At 42.6% G+C, this 13,506-nt stretch carries 13 protein-coding genes and 1 other RNA gene; 8 read left to right on the plus strand and 6 right to left on the minus strand.

Annotated elements, in window-relative coordinates; all coding sequences use genetic code 11:
- Positions 1–159: 159 nt before the first annotated feature.
- From epd to GFB47_RS02430, 5 genes are all read left to right on the plus strand, one after another.
- On the plus strand, positions 160–1,185 hold the full coding sequence (gene epd / locus GFB47_RS02410; protein WP_153446266.1) for an erythrose-4-phosphate dehydrogenase: 1,026 nt from the start codon (positions 160–162) through the stop codon (positions 1,183–1,185).
- A 342-nt stretch (positions 1,186–1,527) separates the two neighbouring features.
- On the plus strand, positions 1,528–2,691 hold the full coding sequence (locus tag GFB47_RS02415) for a phosphoglycerate kinase (RefSeq protein ID WP_153446267.1): 1,164 nt from the start codon (positions 1,528–1,530) through the stop codon (positions 2,689–2,691).
- A gap of 194 nt (positions 2,692–2,885) precedes the next feature.
- Entirely contained in the window at positions 2,886–3,962 is a 1,077-nt protein-coding gene (gene fbaA / locus GFB47_RS02420) for a class II fructose-bisphosphate aldolase (RefSeq protein WP_153446269.1), read from the plus strand.
- 263 nt (positions 3,963–4,225) lie between these two features.
- Entirely contained in the window at positions 4,226–5,086 is an 861-nt protein-coding gene (gene mscS, locus GFB47_RS02425) for a small-conductance mechanosensitive channel MscS (protein WP_153446271.1), read from the plus strand.
- Positions 5,087–5,371: 285 nt separating this feature from the next.
- Positions 5,372–6,073 (plus strand): oxidative stress defense protein, encoded by a 702-nt coding sequence (locus tag GFB47_RS02430; RefSeq protein ID WP_153446272.1) that lies wholly within the window; start codon positions 5,372–5,374, stop codon positions 6,071–6,073.
- Between the two features lie 148 nt (positions 6,074–6,221).
- Here the strand turns inward: GFB47_RS02430 and serA are convergent, their stop codons facing one another.
- The 5 genes from serA to zapA all read right to left on the minus strand — a co-directional run bounded on the left by serA (position 6,222) and on the right by zapA (position 9,582).
- Entirely contained in the window at positions 6,222–7,451 is a 1,230-nt protein-coding gene (serA, locus tag GFB47_RS02435; protein WP_153446274.1) for a phosphoglycerate dehydrogenase, read from the minus strand.
- Between the two features lie 226 nt (positions 7,452–7,677).
- Positions 7,678–8,334 carry a ribose-5-phosphate isomerase RpiA gene (rpiA, locus tag GFB47_RS02440; protein WP_153446276.1) on the minus strand — a complete coding sequence of 219 codons (657 nt, stop codon included), beginning with the start codon at positions 8,332–8,334 and terminating at the stop codon, positions 7,678–7,680.
- A 64-nt stretch (positions 8,335–8,398) separates the two neighbouring features.
- Positions 8,399–9,010 (minus strand): 5-formyltetrahydrofolate cyclo-ligase, encoded by a 612-nt coding sequence (locus tag GFB47_RS02445; protein ID WP_153446277.1) that lies wholly within the window; start codon positions 9,008–9,010, stop codon positions 8,399–8,401.
- Positions 9,011–9,027: 17 nt separating this feature from the next.
- Positions 9,028–9,213: non-coding RNA, 6S RNA (ssrS, locus tag GFB47_RS02450), on the minus strand.
- Between the two features lie 90 nt (positions 9,214–9,303).
- Positions 9,304–9,582, minus strand: a complete 279-nt coding sequence (zapA, locus tag GFB47_RS02455) for a cell division protein ZapA (RefSeq protein ID WP_407701686.1) — start codon at positions 9,580–9,582, stop codon at positions 9,304–9,306.
- Between the two features lie 335 nt (positions 9,583–9,917).
- Between zapA and GFB47_RS02460 the strand changes: the two genes are divergently transcribed.
- From GFB47_RS02460 to GFB47_RS02470, 3 genes are all read left to right on the plus strand, one after another.
- Entirely contained in the window at positions 9,918–10,496 is a 579-nt protein-coding gene (locus tag GFB47_RS02460) for a UPF0149 family protein (protein ID WP_153446281.1), read from the plus strand.
- 85 nt (positions 10,497–10,581) lie between these two features.
- Positions 10,582–11,796: a 2-octaprenyl-6-methoxyphenyl hydroxylase gene (gene ubiH, locus GFB47_RS02465; RefSeq protein ID WP_153446283.1), complete on the plus strand. Its 1,215-nt coding sequence runs from the start codon at positions 10,582–10,584 to the stop codon at positions 11,794–11,796.
- Position 11,797: 1 nt separating this feature from the next.
- Positions 11,798–13,000 carry an FAD-dependent 2-octaprenylphenol hydroxylase gene (locus GFB47_RS02470; protein WP_153446284.1) on the plus strand — a complete coding sequence of 401 codons (1,203 nt, stop codon included), beginning with the start codon at positions 11,798–11,800 and terminating at the stop codon, positions 12,998–13,000.
- 251 nt (positions 13,001–13,251) lie between these two features.
- On the opposite strand, the gene GFB47_RS02475 is transcribed toward GFB47_RS02470, so the two are convergent.
- On the minus strand, positions 13,252–13,458 hold the full coding sequence (locus tag GFB47_RS02475; RefSeq protein WP_153446286.1) for a DUF1107 domain-containing protein: 207 nt from the start codon (positions 13,456–13,458) through the stop codon (positions 13,252–13,254).
- Positions 13,459–13,506: the final 48 nt, after the last annotated feature.

The following is a 13,506-nucleotide window of genomic DNA, read 5'->3' on the forward strand; positions in this document are numbered from 1 at the left end:
TCGAAGCGACTTGCATCGCTAAATTAAACCCGAACAAATCCCTTTAACCTTTTAACTAGAAATAGATTATGGTTTAAAGGGATTTTTGTATTTCATCATAGATAGGGTAAACTTAGCCGCACGTGAATCCCCCAGTTGTATATAGAAGAGTGAATACGGATGTTAAGAGTCGCCATTAATGGGTTTGGCCGAATTGGTCGCAGTGTGCTGCGCGCTTTATATGAAAGTGGTAAAAACCAAGATATTCAGGTGGTGGCGGTCAATGAACTGGCAGAACCTGAAAGCATGGCGCACTTGCTGCAATACGATTCAAGCCACGGGCGTTTTTTTAAAAAAGTGACCCATGAACAAGAACATCTCTTTATTCATCATCAAGATGCGTCATTCGATGCCATTCGTATTCTGCATTTAAAAGACATAAAATTATTACCGTGGAAAGATCTTAACGTCGATATCGTATTAGATTGTACCGGAAAGTTTGGTAATCAAAGTGATGGTCAATTGCATATCCAAGCAGGGGCCAAAAAAGTATTGTTTTCACATCCAGGTGGTAACGATCTCGACAATACCATTATTTATGGCGTTAACCACGACAGCTTATTAGCTGAACATAACGTGGTATCGAATGGCTCTTGTACCACTAATTGCATTATTCCTGTGATTAAAGCATTAGATGAAGCGTTTGGAATTGAGTCCGGCACCATCACCACGATTCACTCGTCAATGAATGATCAACAAGTTATCGATGCTTACCACCCCGATCTACGCCGTTCTCGCGCCGCCAGTCAGTCAATTATTCCGGTCGATACTAAGTTACATTTAGGCATTGCCAGAATTTACCCAAAATTTGTCGATAAATTTGAGGCAATTTCGGTACGAGTTCCTACAATTAATGTCTCTGCGATGGATTTAAGTGTCACAGTTCACAAAAACGTAAAAGTTGATGACGTAAATCAATCTATTATTGAGGCATCTCGTTGTACATTGGATGGCATATTGGATTACACCGAAGCGCCATTAGTGTCGATTGATTTTAATCACGATGCCCACAGTTCAATTGTGGATGGTTCTCAAACTCGCGTCAGTAATCACCGGCTAGTAAAAATGCTGGTGTGGTGTGATAACGAGTGGGGGTTTGCTAATCGTATGCTGGATACCAGTGTCGCGATGGGGCGATTTTTGTAAAATTGCACATCATTTGAATAAGGTGCGACAAAAAAGCACCTTCGTTAAATGAGAAATAGCTTTGCGCTGATATTTTAGGCGGTTTATTATTTTTACTCTTGAAATAATAAAAGTTAAACCCCAGTATAGAGGTAGATTAAATACGCCTTCCTGACAGAAAAGGAAGATGAGAGTGAAATGCTCTGCCGCCGTTGAGTCACTCCGGCCGCCAAGATCACGCGCACTTTATAGCGTGCACGAATATCATTGCTTGGTTACTTACCGCAGTAAATGGTAAAAACCAAGGGATAAAATCTTCACTATTTTTATAATTTAAACTTCACTAACATTGAGAGAACAAACATGTCTGTAATCAAGATGACTGACCTGGAACTTGCAGGTAAGCGTGTATTTATCCGTGCTGACCTAAATGTGCCAGTAAAAGACGGTAAAGTAACTTCTGATGCTCGTATCCTTGCATCACTTCCAACGATTAAAACTTGCCTAGCTGCAGGTGCTAAAGTGATGGTTACTTCTCACCTTGGCCGTCCTACTGAAGGTGAATACAACGAAGAGTTTTCTCTTGCGCCTGTTGTTAACTACTTAAACGACGCACTAGACTGCGACGTTAAACTAGCAAAAGACTACCTAGACGGTTTAGAGCTTAACGCTGGTGAGTTGGTTGTTCTTGAAAACGTTCGCTTTAACAAAGGCGAGAAGAAAAATGAAGAAGAGCTATCTAAAAAATACGCAGCACTTTGTGACATCTTCGTGATGGATGCGTTTGGTACGGCTCACCGTGCACAAGCATCAACTCACGGTGTTGGTATGAACGCACCAATCGCTTGTGCTGGTCCTCTTCTTGCTGCAGAGCTTGAAGCGCTTGGCAAAGCAATGGATAACCCAGAGCGTCCACTAGTCGCTATCGTTGGTGGTTCTAAAGTATCAACTAAACTAACCGTACTTGAGTCTCTATCTAAAATTGCTGACCAGCTAGTAGTTGGTGGTGGTATCGCAAATACCTTCATCGCAGCTGAAGGCCACAATGTTGGTAAATCTCTATACGAAGCTGACTTAGTTGAAACCGCTAAGAAACTAATGAACGATTGTGCAATCCCCGTTGCGACTGATGTTGCGTGTGCAAAAGCATTTGATGAAAACGCAGAAGCTGAAATCAAAAACGTTGCTGACGTTCAAGACGATGACATGATCTTCGACCTTGGTCCAGATTCAACGAAAGTATTGGCTGATATCATCATGGGTGCAAAAACCATTCTTTGGAATGGCCCAGTTGGCGTATTTGAATTCAAAAACTTTGAAGCAGGTACTGCAGGTATTTCTAAAGCAATCGCTGAATCTGCAGGTTTCTCTGTTGCGGGCGGCGGTGACACATTAGCGGCTATCGACAAGTTCGGTATCAAAGCTGACGTATCTTACATCTCAACGGGTGGCGGTGCTTTCCTTGAGTTTGTTGAAGGTAAAGTGTTACCTGCAGTAGCAATGCTAGAAGAGCGTGCTAAAGCATAATATTGAATAAAGCGAGGACAGGTGTTCTCGCTTTTTACGTTTGCTACGCAATTTATGATGATGTTTATGGTTGTTGTCGTACCTTCTTTCTTAGATACCTTGTTGTCTAGATAGCTTGTTGTTACAATCCCGCGCGCTAATCAAGCAAACGTTTACTACATAATTTAAATGATAGAATAAATAGGACTCAACCCATGTCTAAGATCTTTGATTTTGTAAAACCTGGTGTTATCTCTGGTGATGACGTACAAAAAGTTTTCGCAGTAGCAAAAGAAAACAAGTTTGCGCTTCCTGCGGTAAACGTTGTTAACACTGATTCTGTTAACGCAGTATTAGAAGCGGCTTCTAAAGTTAAAGCTCCAGTAATCGTTCAGTTCTCTAACGGTGGCGCAGCTTTCTTCGCAGGTAAAGGCATTAAACTTGAAGGTCAAGGTGCACAAATCCTTGGCGCAGTTGCTGGTGCAAAATACGTACACGCAATCGCTGAAACTTACGGCGTTCCAGTTATTCTTCATACTGACCACGCAGCTAAGAAACTTCTTCCTTGGATCGACGGACTACTAGACGCAGGTGAAGAATACTTCGCGCAAACTGGTAAGCCACTATTCTCTTCACACATGCTAGACCTTTCTGAAGAGTCTCTAGAAGAGAACGTTGAAACTTGTGCTAAGTACCTTGAGCGCATGGCTAAAATGAACATGACTATCGAAATCGAACTAGGTTGTACTGGTGGCGAAGAAGATGGTGTTGATAACTCTGGTATGGACGAGTCTGAGCTTTACACTTCTCCTGAAGATGTTGCTTACGCTTACGAAAAACTAATTGCAGTAAGCCCGCGTTTCACTATCGCGGCTTCTTTCGGTAACGTACACGGTGTTTACCAAGCGGGTAACGTTGTTCTTACTCCAACTATCCTACGTGATTCTCAAGCATACGTTTCAGAGAAATTTGGCCTTCCAGCTAACTCTCTAAACTTCGTATTCCACGGTGGTTCTGGTTCTTCTGAAGCAGAAATCCAAGAGTCTATCGGTTACGGTGTTATCAAAATGAACATCGATACTGATACACAATGGGCAAACTGGGATGGCGTTCGTGCATACGAAGCTGAAAACCGTGATTTCCTACAAGGTCAAATCGGTAACCCAACTGGCGAAGCTGCGCCAAACAAAAAATACTACGATCCACGTGTATGGTTACGTGCTGGTCAAGCGTCTATGGTTGCGCGTCTTGAGAAAGCATTCTCAGACCTTAACGCAAAAGACGTACTATAATTTGTCTTTAACGGTTAATCATTAAAACATATTTAAGCCTTACTTTAATCAGTAAGGCTTTTTTTATAGCATGAGATCTTGATTGTGAAGTTGTGAAGTTTGTTCACTTTGACGTAACAAAGTGTTTTCATTGCACTGAAAAGTCGATATATTATGTTGTAGCTTTAGGATTTAAATGAATGTTCAATGTATTTGCATTTGTCTTAATTAGGCAGCATAAAGATTGAATATTTAAAAACTTAGTCAGGAATAAGGAAGTAACGATGGATGAACAAGATGTGACAGAAGTAGCTTCTGCTATTGCCCCTAAATTAACCGATTGGTTGACGCACAATTCTGATTTATTGGTGCAATATGGCGTCAATATTCTTTCAGCAATTGTTATTCTTTTTATCGGTAATATTATCGTTAAGAAGATCGGCAACAGTGTTGCTAAAATGCTCGAAAAGAAACAAATGGATCAAGCGGTTGTAGACTTTGTTAGCTCCCTTGTACGTTATGTTCTATTTGTCATTGTTTTGATTGCCGCTTTAGGCCGTGTAGGCGTTGAAACCGCTTCTGTGGTTGCGGTTATTGGTGCAGCAGGTTTAGCCATTGGTTTAGCTCTTCAAGGCTCACTAGCTAACTTTGCAGCCGGTGTATTGATTGTTGCTTTCCGTCCATTTAAATCTGGTGATTACGTTGAAATCGCAGGTGTTGCAGGTAGTGTTGAATCGATTCAAATCTTCCAAACGGTATTAACCACACCAGATAACAAAATGATTGTGGTGCCAAATGGTGGCGTTATCGGTGGTCCAATTGTCAACTATTCTCGCCATGCAACTCGTCGTATCGACCATGTAATTGGTGTTTCTTATGGCTCTGATCTTAAGAAAACCAAAGAGGTTATCAGTAAAGTATTAGCCGCAGATAGTCGTATTTTGCAAACGCCAGCCCCTACGATTGGTGTGGTTGCACTTGCAGATTCTTCAGTTAACTTTGTGGTTCGTCCATGGGTGAAAACAGAAGCGTATTGGGATGTATACTTTGATTCTTTACAAGCGATTAAAGAAGCGCTTGATGCAGAGGGTATCGAAATTCCATTCCCACAAATGGATGTGCACATGAATAAAGTGGAAGCGTAATTTCCTCTTTATGATGTAACAAAATACCAAAAGGCGCCTCGTGCGCCTTTTTTGTTGCTACACTGTTTTTATTATTTTACCAATTCCATAAATTTAATGATCGTTCAAAATTGAGTACAGAGAAAAGTGTCAAAGATCATGGATGGCCTTTTCTCAAGCGGCCAAGGACGGATTAGCATTTTTTCGGCGTATTAAATTGATCAAATATTAAAGGGAATTAGTATTGTTAGCTGGCCAGATAGCTATGTTGTTGGTATTACTACGATTGTTAATAAAGAGGTAGGTATGAAAATGTATCGTCGTGTGGTGTTATTACTGAGTTTAAGTGTATTTTCGGCTATGAGTTTAGCCGATGGTGCGGTATCGCATGCCATTTTATCGACCACAGGTTTTGGTCAAGTGGTTGCCAAGCCTGATATGGCAGAGTTTACGGTGGCGATTCAAGCCCAGCGAAGCCAAGCAAAAACGGCTAAGCAAGCAGTCGATAAAATCGTGACTCAGTTTGTTGCTGCTTTAGATGAGCAAGGGATCAAGCGCGCTGATATTGCGAGTGGTAATTTACGCTTAGCACCACAGTATCAATATGAGAAAGATAAAAAGCCAGAGCTGAGTGGTTATCAAGCGAGTCGACATATTACGGTGTCGGTATATCAACTCGACAAGCTCAATCAGTATTTAGATATTGCATTGAAATCTGGGATAAACCGAGTCGATGGGATCCAACTAAAAACTCAAAATGAAGCCAAGTATAAGCAACAAGCGAGACAAGCAGCGATTGAAGATGCCAAGCAAAAAGCAAAAGACTTAGCCAAAGGGTTTGATACCCAATTACTTGGTATTCGCTCTATCCATTATCGTGGTGATATGACCGCTCCTGTTGGCGCTAAAGTGATGATGATGAAAAGTCGTACCAGCGATCAAAGTTATCAAGATCAAAGTATGCTGATCCGCGATCAAGTCGATGTGGTGTATAAAATCAAACAATAGTGTGACCTTTTATTAAGCGCTCAAGGGTGAGGCTGCATCTTTTCGGCGTATTCAAACTGAACCGATCGTAAGTGGAATAGAGATAAAAAAACAGCGACTGAAATAGTCGCTGTTTTTGACTGTCGTTTGATTATGCTGCTAGGACAAATTAATGAAGAAGTCGAGCACGGATAGTGCCTGGTACTGCTTTCATTTTCAGTAGTGCCTCTTCAGAACGTTCCGCTTCTACATCGATCACTACATAACCCATTTCGGCATTCGTTTGCAGATATTGACCGGCAATGTTAATACCTGCATCTGCAAAAATGGTGTTGAGTTGAGTTAGGATGCCAGGACGGTTCTCATGGATATGAAGCAAACGAGAAGTGCCAGTATGCTCTGGAAGTGATACTTCAGGGAAGTTAACACAAGATAATGTTGAACCATTATCAGAATATTTAGCGAGCTTGCCTGCAACCTCAACCCCAATGTTTTCTTGCGCTTCATGGGTTGAACCACCAATGTGAGGTGTCAGGATCACATTATCAAACTTCATTAACGGTGACTCAAATGGGTCGTTATTGGTTTTAGGTTCTGTTGGGAATACATCCACCGCCGCGCCACTTAAATGCCCTGATTCTAACGCGTCACATAATGCAGGAATATCAACCACAGTGCCGCGGGCAGCGTTAATGAAAATTGCGCCTGGTTTCATTTGAGCAAATTCTTGTGCGCCCATCATCTCTTGAGTGCTGGCAGTTTCAGGAACGTGCAAAGAAATAACATCACACTTATTAAGCAGTTCACTCATGGTCGGAACTTGGGTGGCGTTACCTAATGACAGCTTATTTTCAATATCGTAATAGTAAACGCGCATACCGAGGTTTTCAGCTAAAATACTGAGTTGAGTACCAATATGACCGTAACCAATAATACCAAGACGCTTGCCGCGAGCTTCATAAGAGGCATCAGCGCTTTTCTTCCAAATCCCACGATGAGCAAGTGCGTTTTTCTCTGGAATGCCGCGCAGCATTAATAACAGTTGTCCAAGCACGAGTTCTGCCACACTGCGAGTGTTGGAGAATGGGGCGTTAAAAACAGGAATGCCGCGCTTTGCTGCCGCATTTAAATTAACTTGGTTAGTACCAATACAGAAACAACCAACGGCAACGAGTTTTTCTGCCGCATCAAATACTTCTTGAGTCAGATTTGAACGAGAGCGGATTCCAACGAAGTGTGCATCTTTAATTGCTTCTAACAGCTCATCTTCTGGTAGCGAGCCCTTATGGTATTCAATGTTGGTGTAGCCAGCCGCTTGAAGTACCTCAACGGAAGATGGATGTAAGCCTTCCAATAGAAGAATTTTTATTTTGTCTTTATCGAGAGAGTTTTTGCTCATTTAACGTCGTCCTTAATTATCAATGAAGAGATGCGCACTTTCCAAAACTGCCAACAAAAATTGGCAAGTATAAGAGTTTTTGTGATCCATGTGCGTCTGTGTAGATTAAAGTATCAAAAAAATGTGAACTTGGGTAAGACTATTCGCATATAAAGTATAAAAAAACGGCATCAATGAGATGCCGTTATAAGTTTGGAGATAAATAATCAGAATTAACTGGCTTTAATTATGCTTCAATTTTTGCGCCTTCAGCGGTACCTGTGATCACGACATCAGCGCCACGATGAGCGAATAAACCGACCGTAACCACACCAGCTAAACCATTTATTGTGGTTTCTAATCCTTTAGGATCGACAATTGCAAGGTTATGCACATCGAGAATGATGTTGCCGTTATCGGTCACCACACCTTGACGATATTCAGGAGTGCCACCAAGTTTGACTAGTTCACGTGCCACGTAAGCGCGAGCCATTGGGATAACCTCAACCGGCAGAGGGAACTTACCGAGAACATCGACCGCTTTAGTGCCATCCACGATACAAACAAAAGTTTTAGACATCGCCGCAACAATTTTTTCACGCGTAAGTGCCGCGCCGCCACCTTTGATCATGTCGCGTTGGGCGTTGATTTCATCTGCGCCATCGACATACACATCTAAGCCTGCCACTTCATTTGAATCAAACACTTCAATGCCTAATTCTTTTAATTTTTCCGTTGAAGCAACTGAGCTTGATACCGCCCCTTCAATTTGACCTTTCATTGTCGCTAGAGCATCAATAAAGTGATTAACCGTTGAACCAGTACCAACACCAACGATGCTGCCTGGTTTTACGTAATCTAATGCAGCCCAACCGGCGGCTTTTTTCATTTCATCTTGGGTCATGCGTAGCTCCTAGCTATGGATAGAGGGGGGATTAAGTCTGATCGATATAAACGTTTGCGCAGGATTATAACGCGTTAAAATTATTTTCCCAGTGCCAAATCTGTTTTGGGGTCACAATTGTGGCGAGCGGAATATCCCACAGTTGGATTGGCAGCTGAGCGACTTTTTGGCAATCATGCGCTAAGCCAATGGCGCTTGCCCCTGTGCCAGTCTCAAACCCTCTTTCTAAGGTGCGATCATAATAACCGCCGCCCATGCCTAAGCGTTGTCCGCTATCATCAAACGCGACTAAGGGGGTGAAAATAATATCGACACTGGCAAGCGGACATATTTGAGTTTGATCGAGCTTGGGTTCCAATATGCCATATTGATTGGCGATCATCGGTGTGGTCGGGGTGTAATTAAGAAAAAGCAGTTGGCCTTTAGAGAAAGGATGAATAACCGGAAGTAGCACTTTTTTATTTTGTTGCCATAGCCATTGGATGGTTGGCATGGTATCGACTTCACCATCAACGGACAGATACAGTGCGATTTCTTGAGCTTGATCTATTTGGGGGAGTTGTTGGATGTGACTAAGCAGATCTAATCCTGCTTGGGTTTGCTCTTGTGCAGAGAGAGTTTGTCGTTTTTGTCGAATAGAGGTGCGGATTTGGTCACGCGAGAGAGCGTCGTTCATAGCTGACCTCTAAAAGAGAATACCCCAATGTGCCGTTGAGAATCGATGGACCTATGAACCAGCGAGTTCAAGGCGGATCAGTAGTGTTAACCGTAGGCTTCTCGATACGAGCCGAGCTTGCACAATAGCTTTCAAATACTAATCCTGGTTTGTTGCTTATCGGCTCAGGGACTTAAATCCTCTGACAAACACACCAGGGTATATTTTGTTGCACCGTTTACTGAGTGTTATTGGAAACATTCAATAGGATGCAATTTTTTTGTTGTGACTATAAATTAAGCAATATTAATGATTTAAGACTTGTTCGGTAATGCTTGCTCTAATGTTAAGGTCAAATGCTCTAAGCGCTCATTGATTTGAGCCGAATTGTGCACTTGTTGCTGCAGTTCATTAAGTTCATAACAGGCATTAAGAGCGGCAATGATCAGTAGCTGTTCAATGTTGCTTACCTTAGTACGTTCAGTCATCTTGTTCAAGCGTTGATTCAGCTCATCAGCGGCAGCCTGCAAGGATTTTTCTTGTCCTGAAGGGCAGTTGACACGAGTGAGTTTTCCTAATATTTCGACTTCCACTATGGTGTACTCTTTATTGCTGATGATAAAACAATCAACTCATTCACATTATGGTTAATATCCATACATTCTAAACGAACTTGATCTCATTGAAAGGCAAACTATAGGCTAAACCCTTGCTATTGTTCAAGCATTTCAGCGCATAGAAGGGGTATTTTGCTGATTGTTGAGCAATTCGATTATAAAGTAACTTAATTATACTCCGATTATGGTTTTCGGTAGCCGCTGGGAATTGATATACTCGAACTCATTATCATTAAAGAATGCCTGCTTATTTGTATCGCTTTCTTTTTTATTGATTCATTCATTACCATTATAGCCAAGTGAGATATTTCATGACTCAAATTCGCCTGCCTGAATACACCTTAGCCCAAACTGAACTTACTGCCGCCTCGTTATCGGTTACTCCTGCTGAATTGCAAGGTTTGATCGCCGGAATGTTATGCGGTGGTTTGCCTTTAGAGGGACAAAATTGGAAGGTCTTACTACAAGATTACACCAATGAAGGTTTGGGTTGGGGCAGCAAAGCGATGCAAATGGCAGAGCTCGTCTATGCGGTTTCTGTGGCAGAGTTGACCGGCACTGACATGGAATTCAATTTACTATTACCAAGTGATGATGATTTACTAGCGTACGCAGACGGTACATCCGACTGGGTGAATCATTTTATTTCTGGTCTTGGGTTATCGGGCGCGACTTTAACCAAATTATCGACTGAAACCAAAGAAGCCTTAGCGGATCTAGAAGAAATTTCGAAATTGGGTATCGACGAAGACGACGATCTACAAGAGCAAGCTATTTTACTTGAGCAAGTGCTTGAGCATGTGAAAGTGTGTGTCTTAACTATACATTCTGATCTAGGTGCAAAACCGGCCATAAACGCAGAAGTTTCGAGCAGTAAAACATTACATTAATGCTTGCGGGTTCAAGTTAACGACAGGGTCTTTCAGCCACAATAGTCGTTAATCAAAAGTGTGTTTTTAATAACCAGAGAGACTTATGAAGCAGTATGATGTTGTGATTGTGGGCGCGGGAATGGCGGGCTCAACCTTGGCTTTAGCTTTACATCGTTTGTGTCACGGCAAGCTTTCTATTGCGGTGATTGAAGCGCATCCAGTTAATAGCGAGCAACATCCAGGCTTTGATGCTAGAGCGATTGCTTTATCGTATGGCACCGCCAATATCTTAAAAACACTCGGGTTATGGGATAAGTTTTCAGCAATCACAACCGCCATTACGGATATTCAAGTTTCAGATCGAGGACACCTTGGTTTCACTGATATTGATGCTAAATCACAAGGGGTGGATGCACTTGGTTATGTGGTCGAACTGGCGGATGTTGGGCGATTATATCAAGCTGAATTAAACAATACCGAATTAAACAACACCGAATTAAATCATGCCGCCATTGACTATTTTTGTCCCGCTCAAGTTAAACGCATTGAGCGTAGTGTTGAACAAGTAGTGATTGAACTTAACGATGGCAATCACCTCCAGGCAAAACTATTGGTTGCCGCGGATGGGGCACTATCTCAAAGTTGCAAGTTACTGGATATTGAACTCAATGAAGTTGATTTTGAACAACATGCCGTGATCGTGAATGTTTCTACTCAACTGCCACCCAATGGTAAAGCATTTGAGCGTTTTACTTCATCTGGCCCTTTGGCCTTTTTGCCGATGTCGGATCAGCGCAGTTCAGTGGTGTGGTGCTTACCACCGCAACAAGCAGAGCAAATACTAGCGCTTGATGAGCAGGCATTCACTCAAGCGTTACAGCAACAATTTGGTTGGCGTTTAGGGGCGATCACGAAAGTTGGCGTGCGTGCCAGTTATCCATTATTGTTACGCTATCGAGAGTCGGTGATCTCGCATCGTTTTGCGGTAGTGGGAAATGCCGCGCAAACCTTACACCCTATTGCAGGGCAAGGGTTTAATTTAGGGATCCGCGATGTGATGAGCCTAGCGGAGAGCATCACTCAGGCATTTGAACAAGGACAAGATATTGGCGCATATACTGTGTTGTCGCAATATCGTCAATCTCGCGAGCAGGACCGAAATCAAACCATGTCACTGACATCCAGTTTAGTGAATATATTTTCTAATGATTGGCTTAGCCTGCGGGTGGGTCGCAACCTTGCTTTAATGGCAATGGGTAATCTATCTTGTATTAAACAGCCTATAGTTAAACGAACTATGGGATTAGTGGAGCGATAACATGCAAAGTTTTGATATTGCTATTGTGGGTGGCGGCATGGTGGGACTTGCCTTAGCGGCGTCTTTTGCCGACTCTAACTTGCGAGTCGCCGTGATTGAAGGTGTTGAACCCAATCAAGAACTCGACAGTATGCCAGATACACGGGTGTCGGCATTAAGTCGTGCCAGCGAGCTATTTTTAAAGAACCTACAAGCTTGGGATGGTATCGCTGCCCGCCGTCTTGCGCCTTATGTTGCAATGGAAGTGTGGGAAAAAGACAGCTTTGCCCGCCTTGAATTCCATGCGGATGAATTATCCCAATCGAATATCGGCCATATTGTTGAAAACCGAGTGATCCAATTAGCGTTATTAGAGCGAGTAAAAAACCTTGCTAACGTCTCATTATTTATGCCTAATCGTTGTAGCAAGATGGTGGTTGGTGAAAGCGAAGCTTGGATCACGTTAGAGACTGGTGATTCACTTACGGCAAAATTAGTTGTGGGTGCAGATGGCGCGAATTCGTGGGTAAGAAAACAACAAGACATTCCGCTGACCCATTGGGATTATGGCCATAGTGCGATTGTAGCTAATATCCGTACCACTGAACCGCATCAAGGTGTTGCACGCCAAGTGTTTACTCCGCAAGGACCTATCGCGCTGCTGCCATTGTCTGATCCTCATTTATGCTCATTAGTCTGGTCAACCGAACCTAATCGCGCCGATGCATTGGTTGAGCGTTCCGAAATGGCGTTTAATCAAAGCTTAACCACTGAATTTGATGTGCGTTTGGGTGTATGCCAAGTCGAAGGAACTCGCAGCGCATTTCCATTAAAAATGCGTTATGCGCGTGATTTTGTGCAAAATCGAGTAGCGTTAGTCGGGGATGCCGCGCACACCATTCATCCACTGGCGGGGCAAGGGGTTAACCTTGGTTTTCTAGATGCAGCAAGCTTAGCGGAAGAAGTGCTTTCTCTATGGCAAAGCGGTGAGGATATAGGTTTACATCGTAATTTGCGTGGCTATGAGCGTTGGCGTAAAGCTGAAGCGGCCAAAATGATTGCTGCGATGCAAGGCTTTAAAGATTTGTTTGCTGGTGGCAATCCGGCTAAGAAGTTAGTTCGAGGCTTAGGTATGCAATTTATTGGTCATATGCCGGGCATGAAAGAAGAAATGATGAAGCGAGCATTAGGAATTACTGGGAAGTTACCTAGCTTAGTCAAATAAGATCATTTAATCTTTGATCAATTTGAATACGCCGAAAAGACGCTGATCCATTCTTGGTCGCTTGAGAAAAGGCCATCCATGGCCTTTGACACTTTTCTCTGTATCCAATTTTGATCTATGATTAAACGCTTTCAATGGGGCGAATATCCACATCAGAAATAGAATTAAAATGGCATAAAAAAGGCTTGATCGGTAAACGATCAAGCCTTTTTTATGCACAATACCTGAGCAGCAACTTACTGTGATGGGTCTTACATCGCAAAGGTGCGAATACGGTTGATGGCTAAATTAATTTCTTTGACAGTTTGGTAGTGTTTATTTTCTGGCTGAGCTGGAACCATTAACTTGGCATTGTCGAACTCAAACTTACCCATACCGTCAATTTCGATATAACCTTTAAATAGGCGGCTAATGTGCTTGGCGATTTGTTCTGGAGTGTAACGTTTAAACAGTCTCATACTAACATCCTTATAGTAATTGGCGTATATTATACAGGATGATGTGTT

Source organism: Vibrio algicola, from assembly GCF_009601765.2.
Taxonomy (GTDB): Bacteria; Pseudomonadota; Gammaproteobacteria; order Enterobacterales; family Vibrionaceae; genus Vibrio; species Vibrio algicola.

What these genes read in the sequence shown, in the direction of transcription:
- GFB47_RS02470 (WP_153446284.1), top strand. Translation starts at nt 11,798, where the DNA reads ATGCAAAGTTTTGATATTGCTATTGTGGGTGGCGGCATGGTGGGACTT.
- GFB47_RS02460 (WP_153446281.1), top strand. Translation starts at nt 9,918, where the DNA reads ATGACTCAAATTCGCCTGCCTGAATACACCTTAGCCCAAACTGAACTT.
- GFB47_RS02475 (WP_153446286.1), bottom strand. Translation starts at nt 13,458, where the DNA reads ATGAGACTGTTTAAACGTTACACTCCAGAACAAATCGCCAAGCACATT.
- ubiH (WP_153446283.1), top strand. Translation starts at nt 10,582, where the DNA reads ATGAAGCAGTATGATGTTGTGATTGTGGGCGCGGGAATGGCGGGCTCA.
- GFB47_RS02430 (WP_153446272.1), top strand. Translation starts at nt 5,372, where the DNA reads ATGAAAATGTATCGTCGTGTGGTGTTATTACTGAGTTTAAGTGTATTT.
- GFB47_RS02415 (WP_153446267.1), top strand. Translation starts at nt 1,528, where the DNA reads ATGTCTGTAATCAAGATGACTGACCTGGAACTTGCAGGTAAGCGTGTA.
- fbaA (WP_153446269.1), top strand. Translation starts at nt 2,886, where the DNA reads ATGTCTAAGATCTTTGATTTTGTAAAACCTGGTGTTATCTCTGGTGAT.
- rpiA (WP_153446276.1), bottom strand. Translation starts at nt 8,334, where the DNA reads ATGACCCAAGATGAAATGAAAAAAGCCGCCGGTTGGGCTGCATTAGAT.
- mscS (WP_153446271.1), top strand. Translation starts at nt 4,226, where the DNA reads ATGGATGAACAAGATGTGACAGAAGTAGCTTCTGCTATTGCCCCTAAA.
- serA (WP_153446274.1), bottom strand. Translation starts at nt 7,451, where the DNA reads ATGAGCAAAAACTCTCTCGATAAAGACAAAATAAAAATTCTTCTATTG.
- epd (WP_153446266.1), top strand. Translation starts at nt 160, where the DNA reads ATGTTAAGAGTCGCCATTAATGGGTTTGGCCGAATTGGTCGCAGTGTG.
- GFB47_RS02445 (WP_153446277.1), bottom strand. Translation starts at nt 9,010, where the DNA reads ATGAACGACGCTCTCTCGCGTGACCAAATCCGCACCTCTATTCGACAA.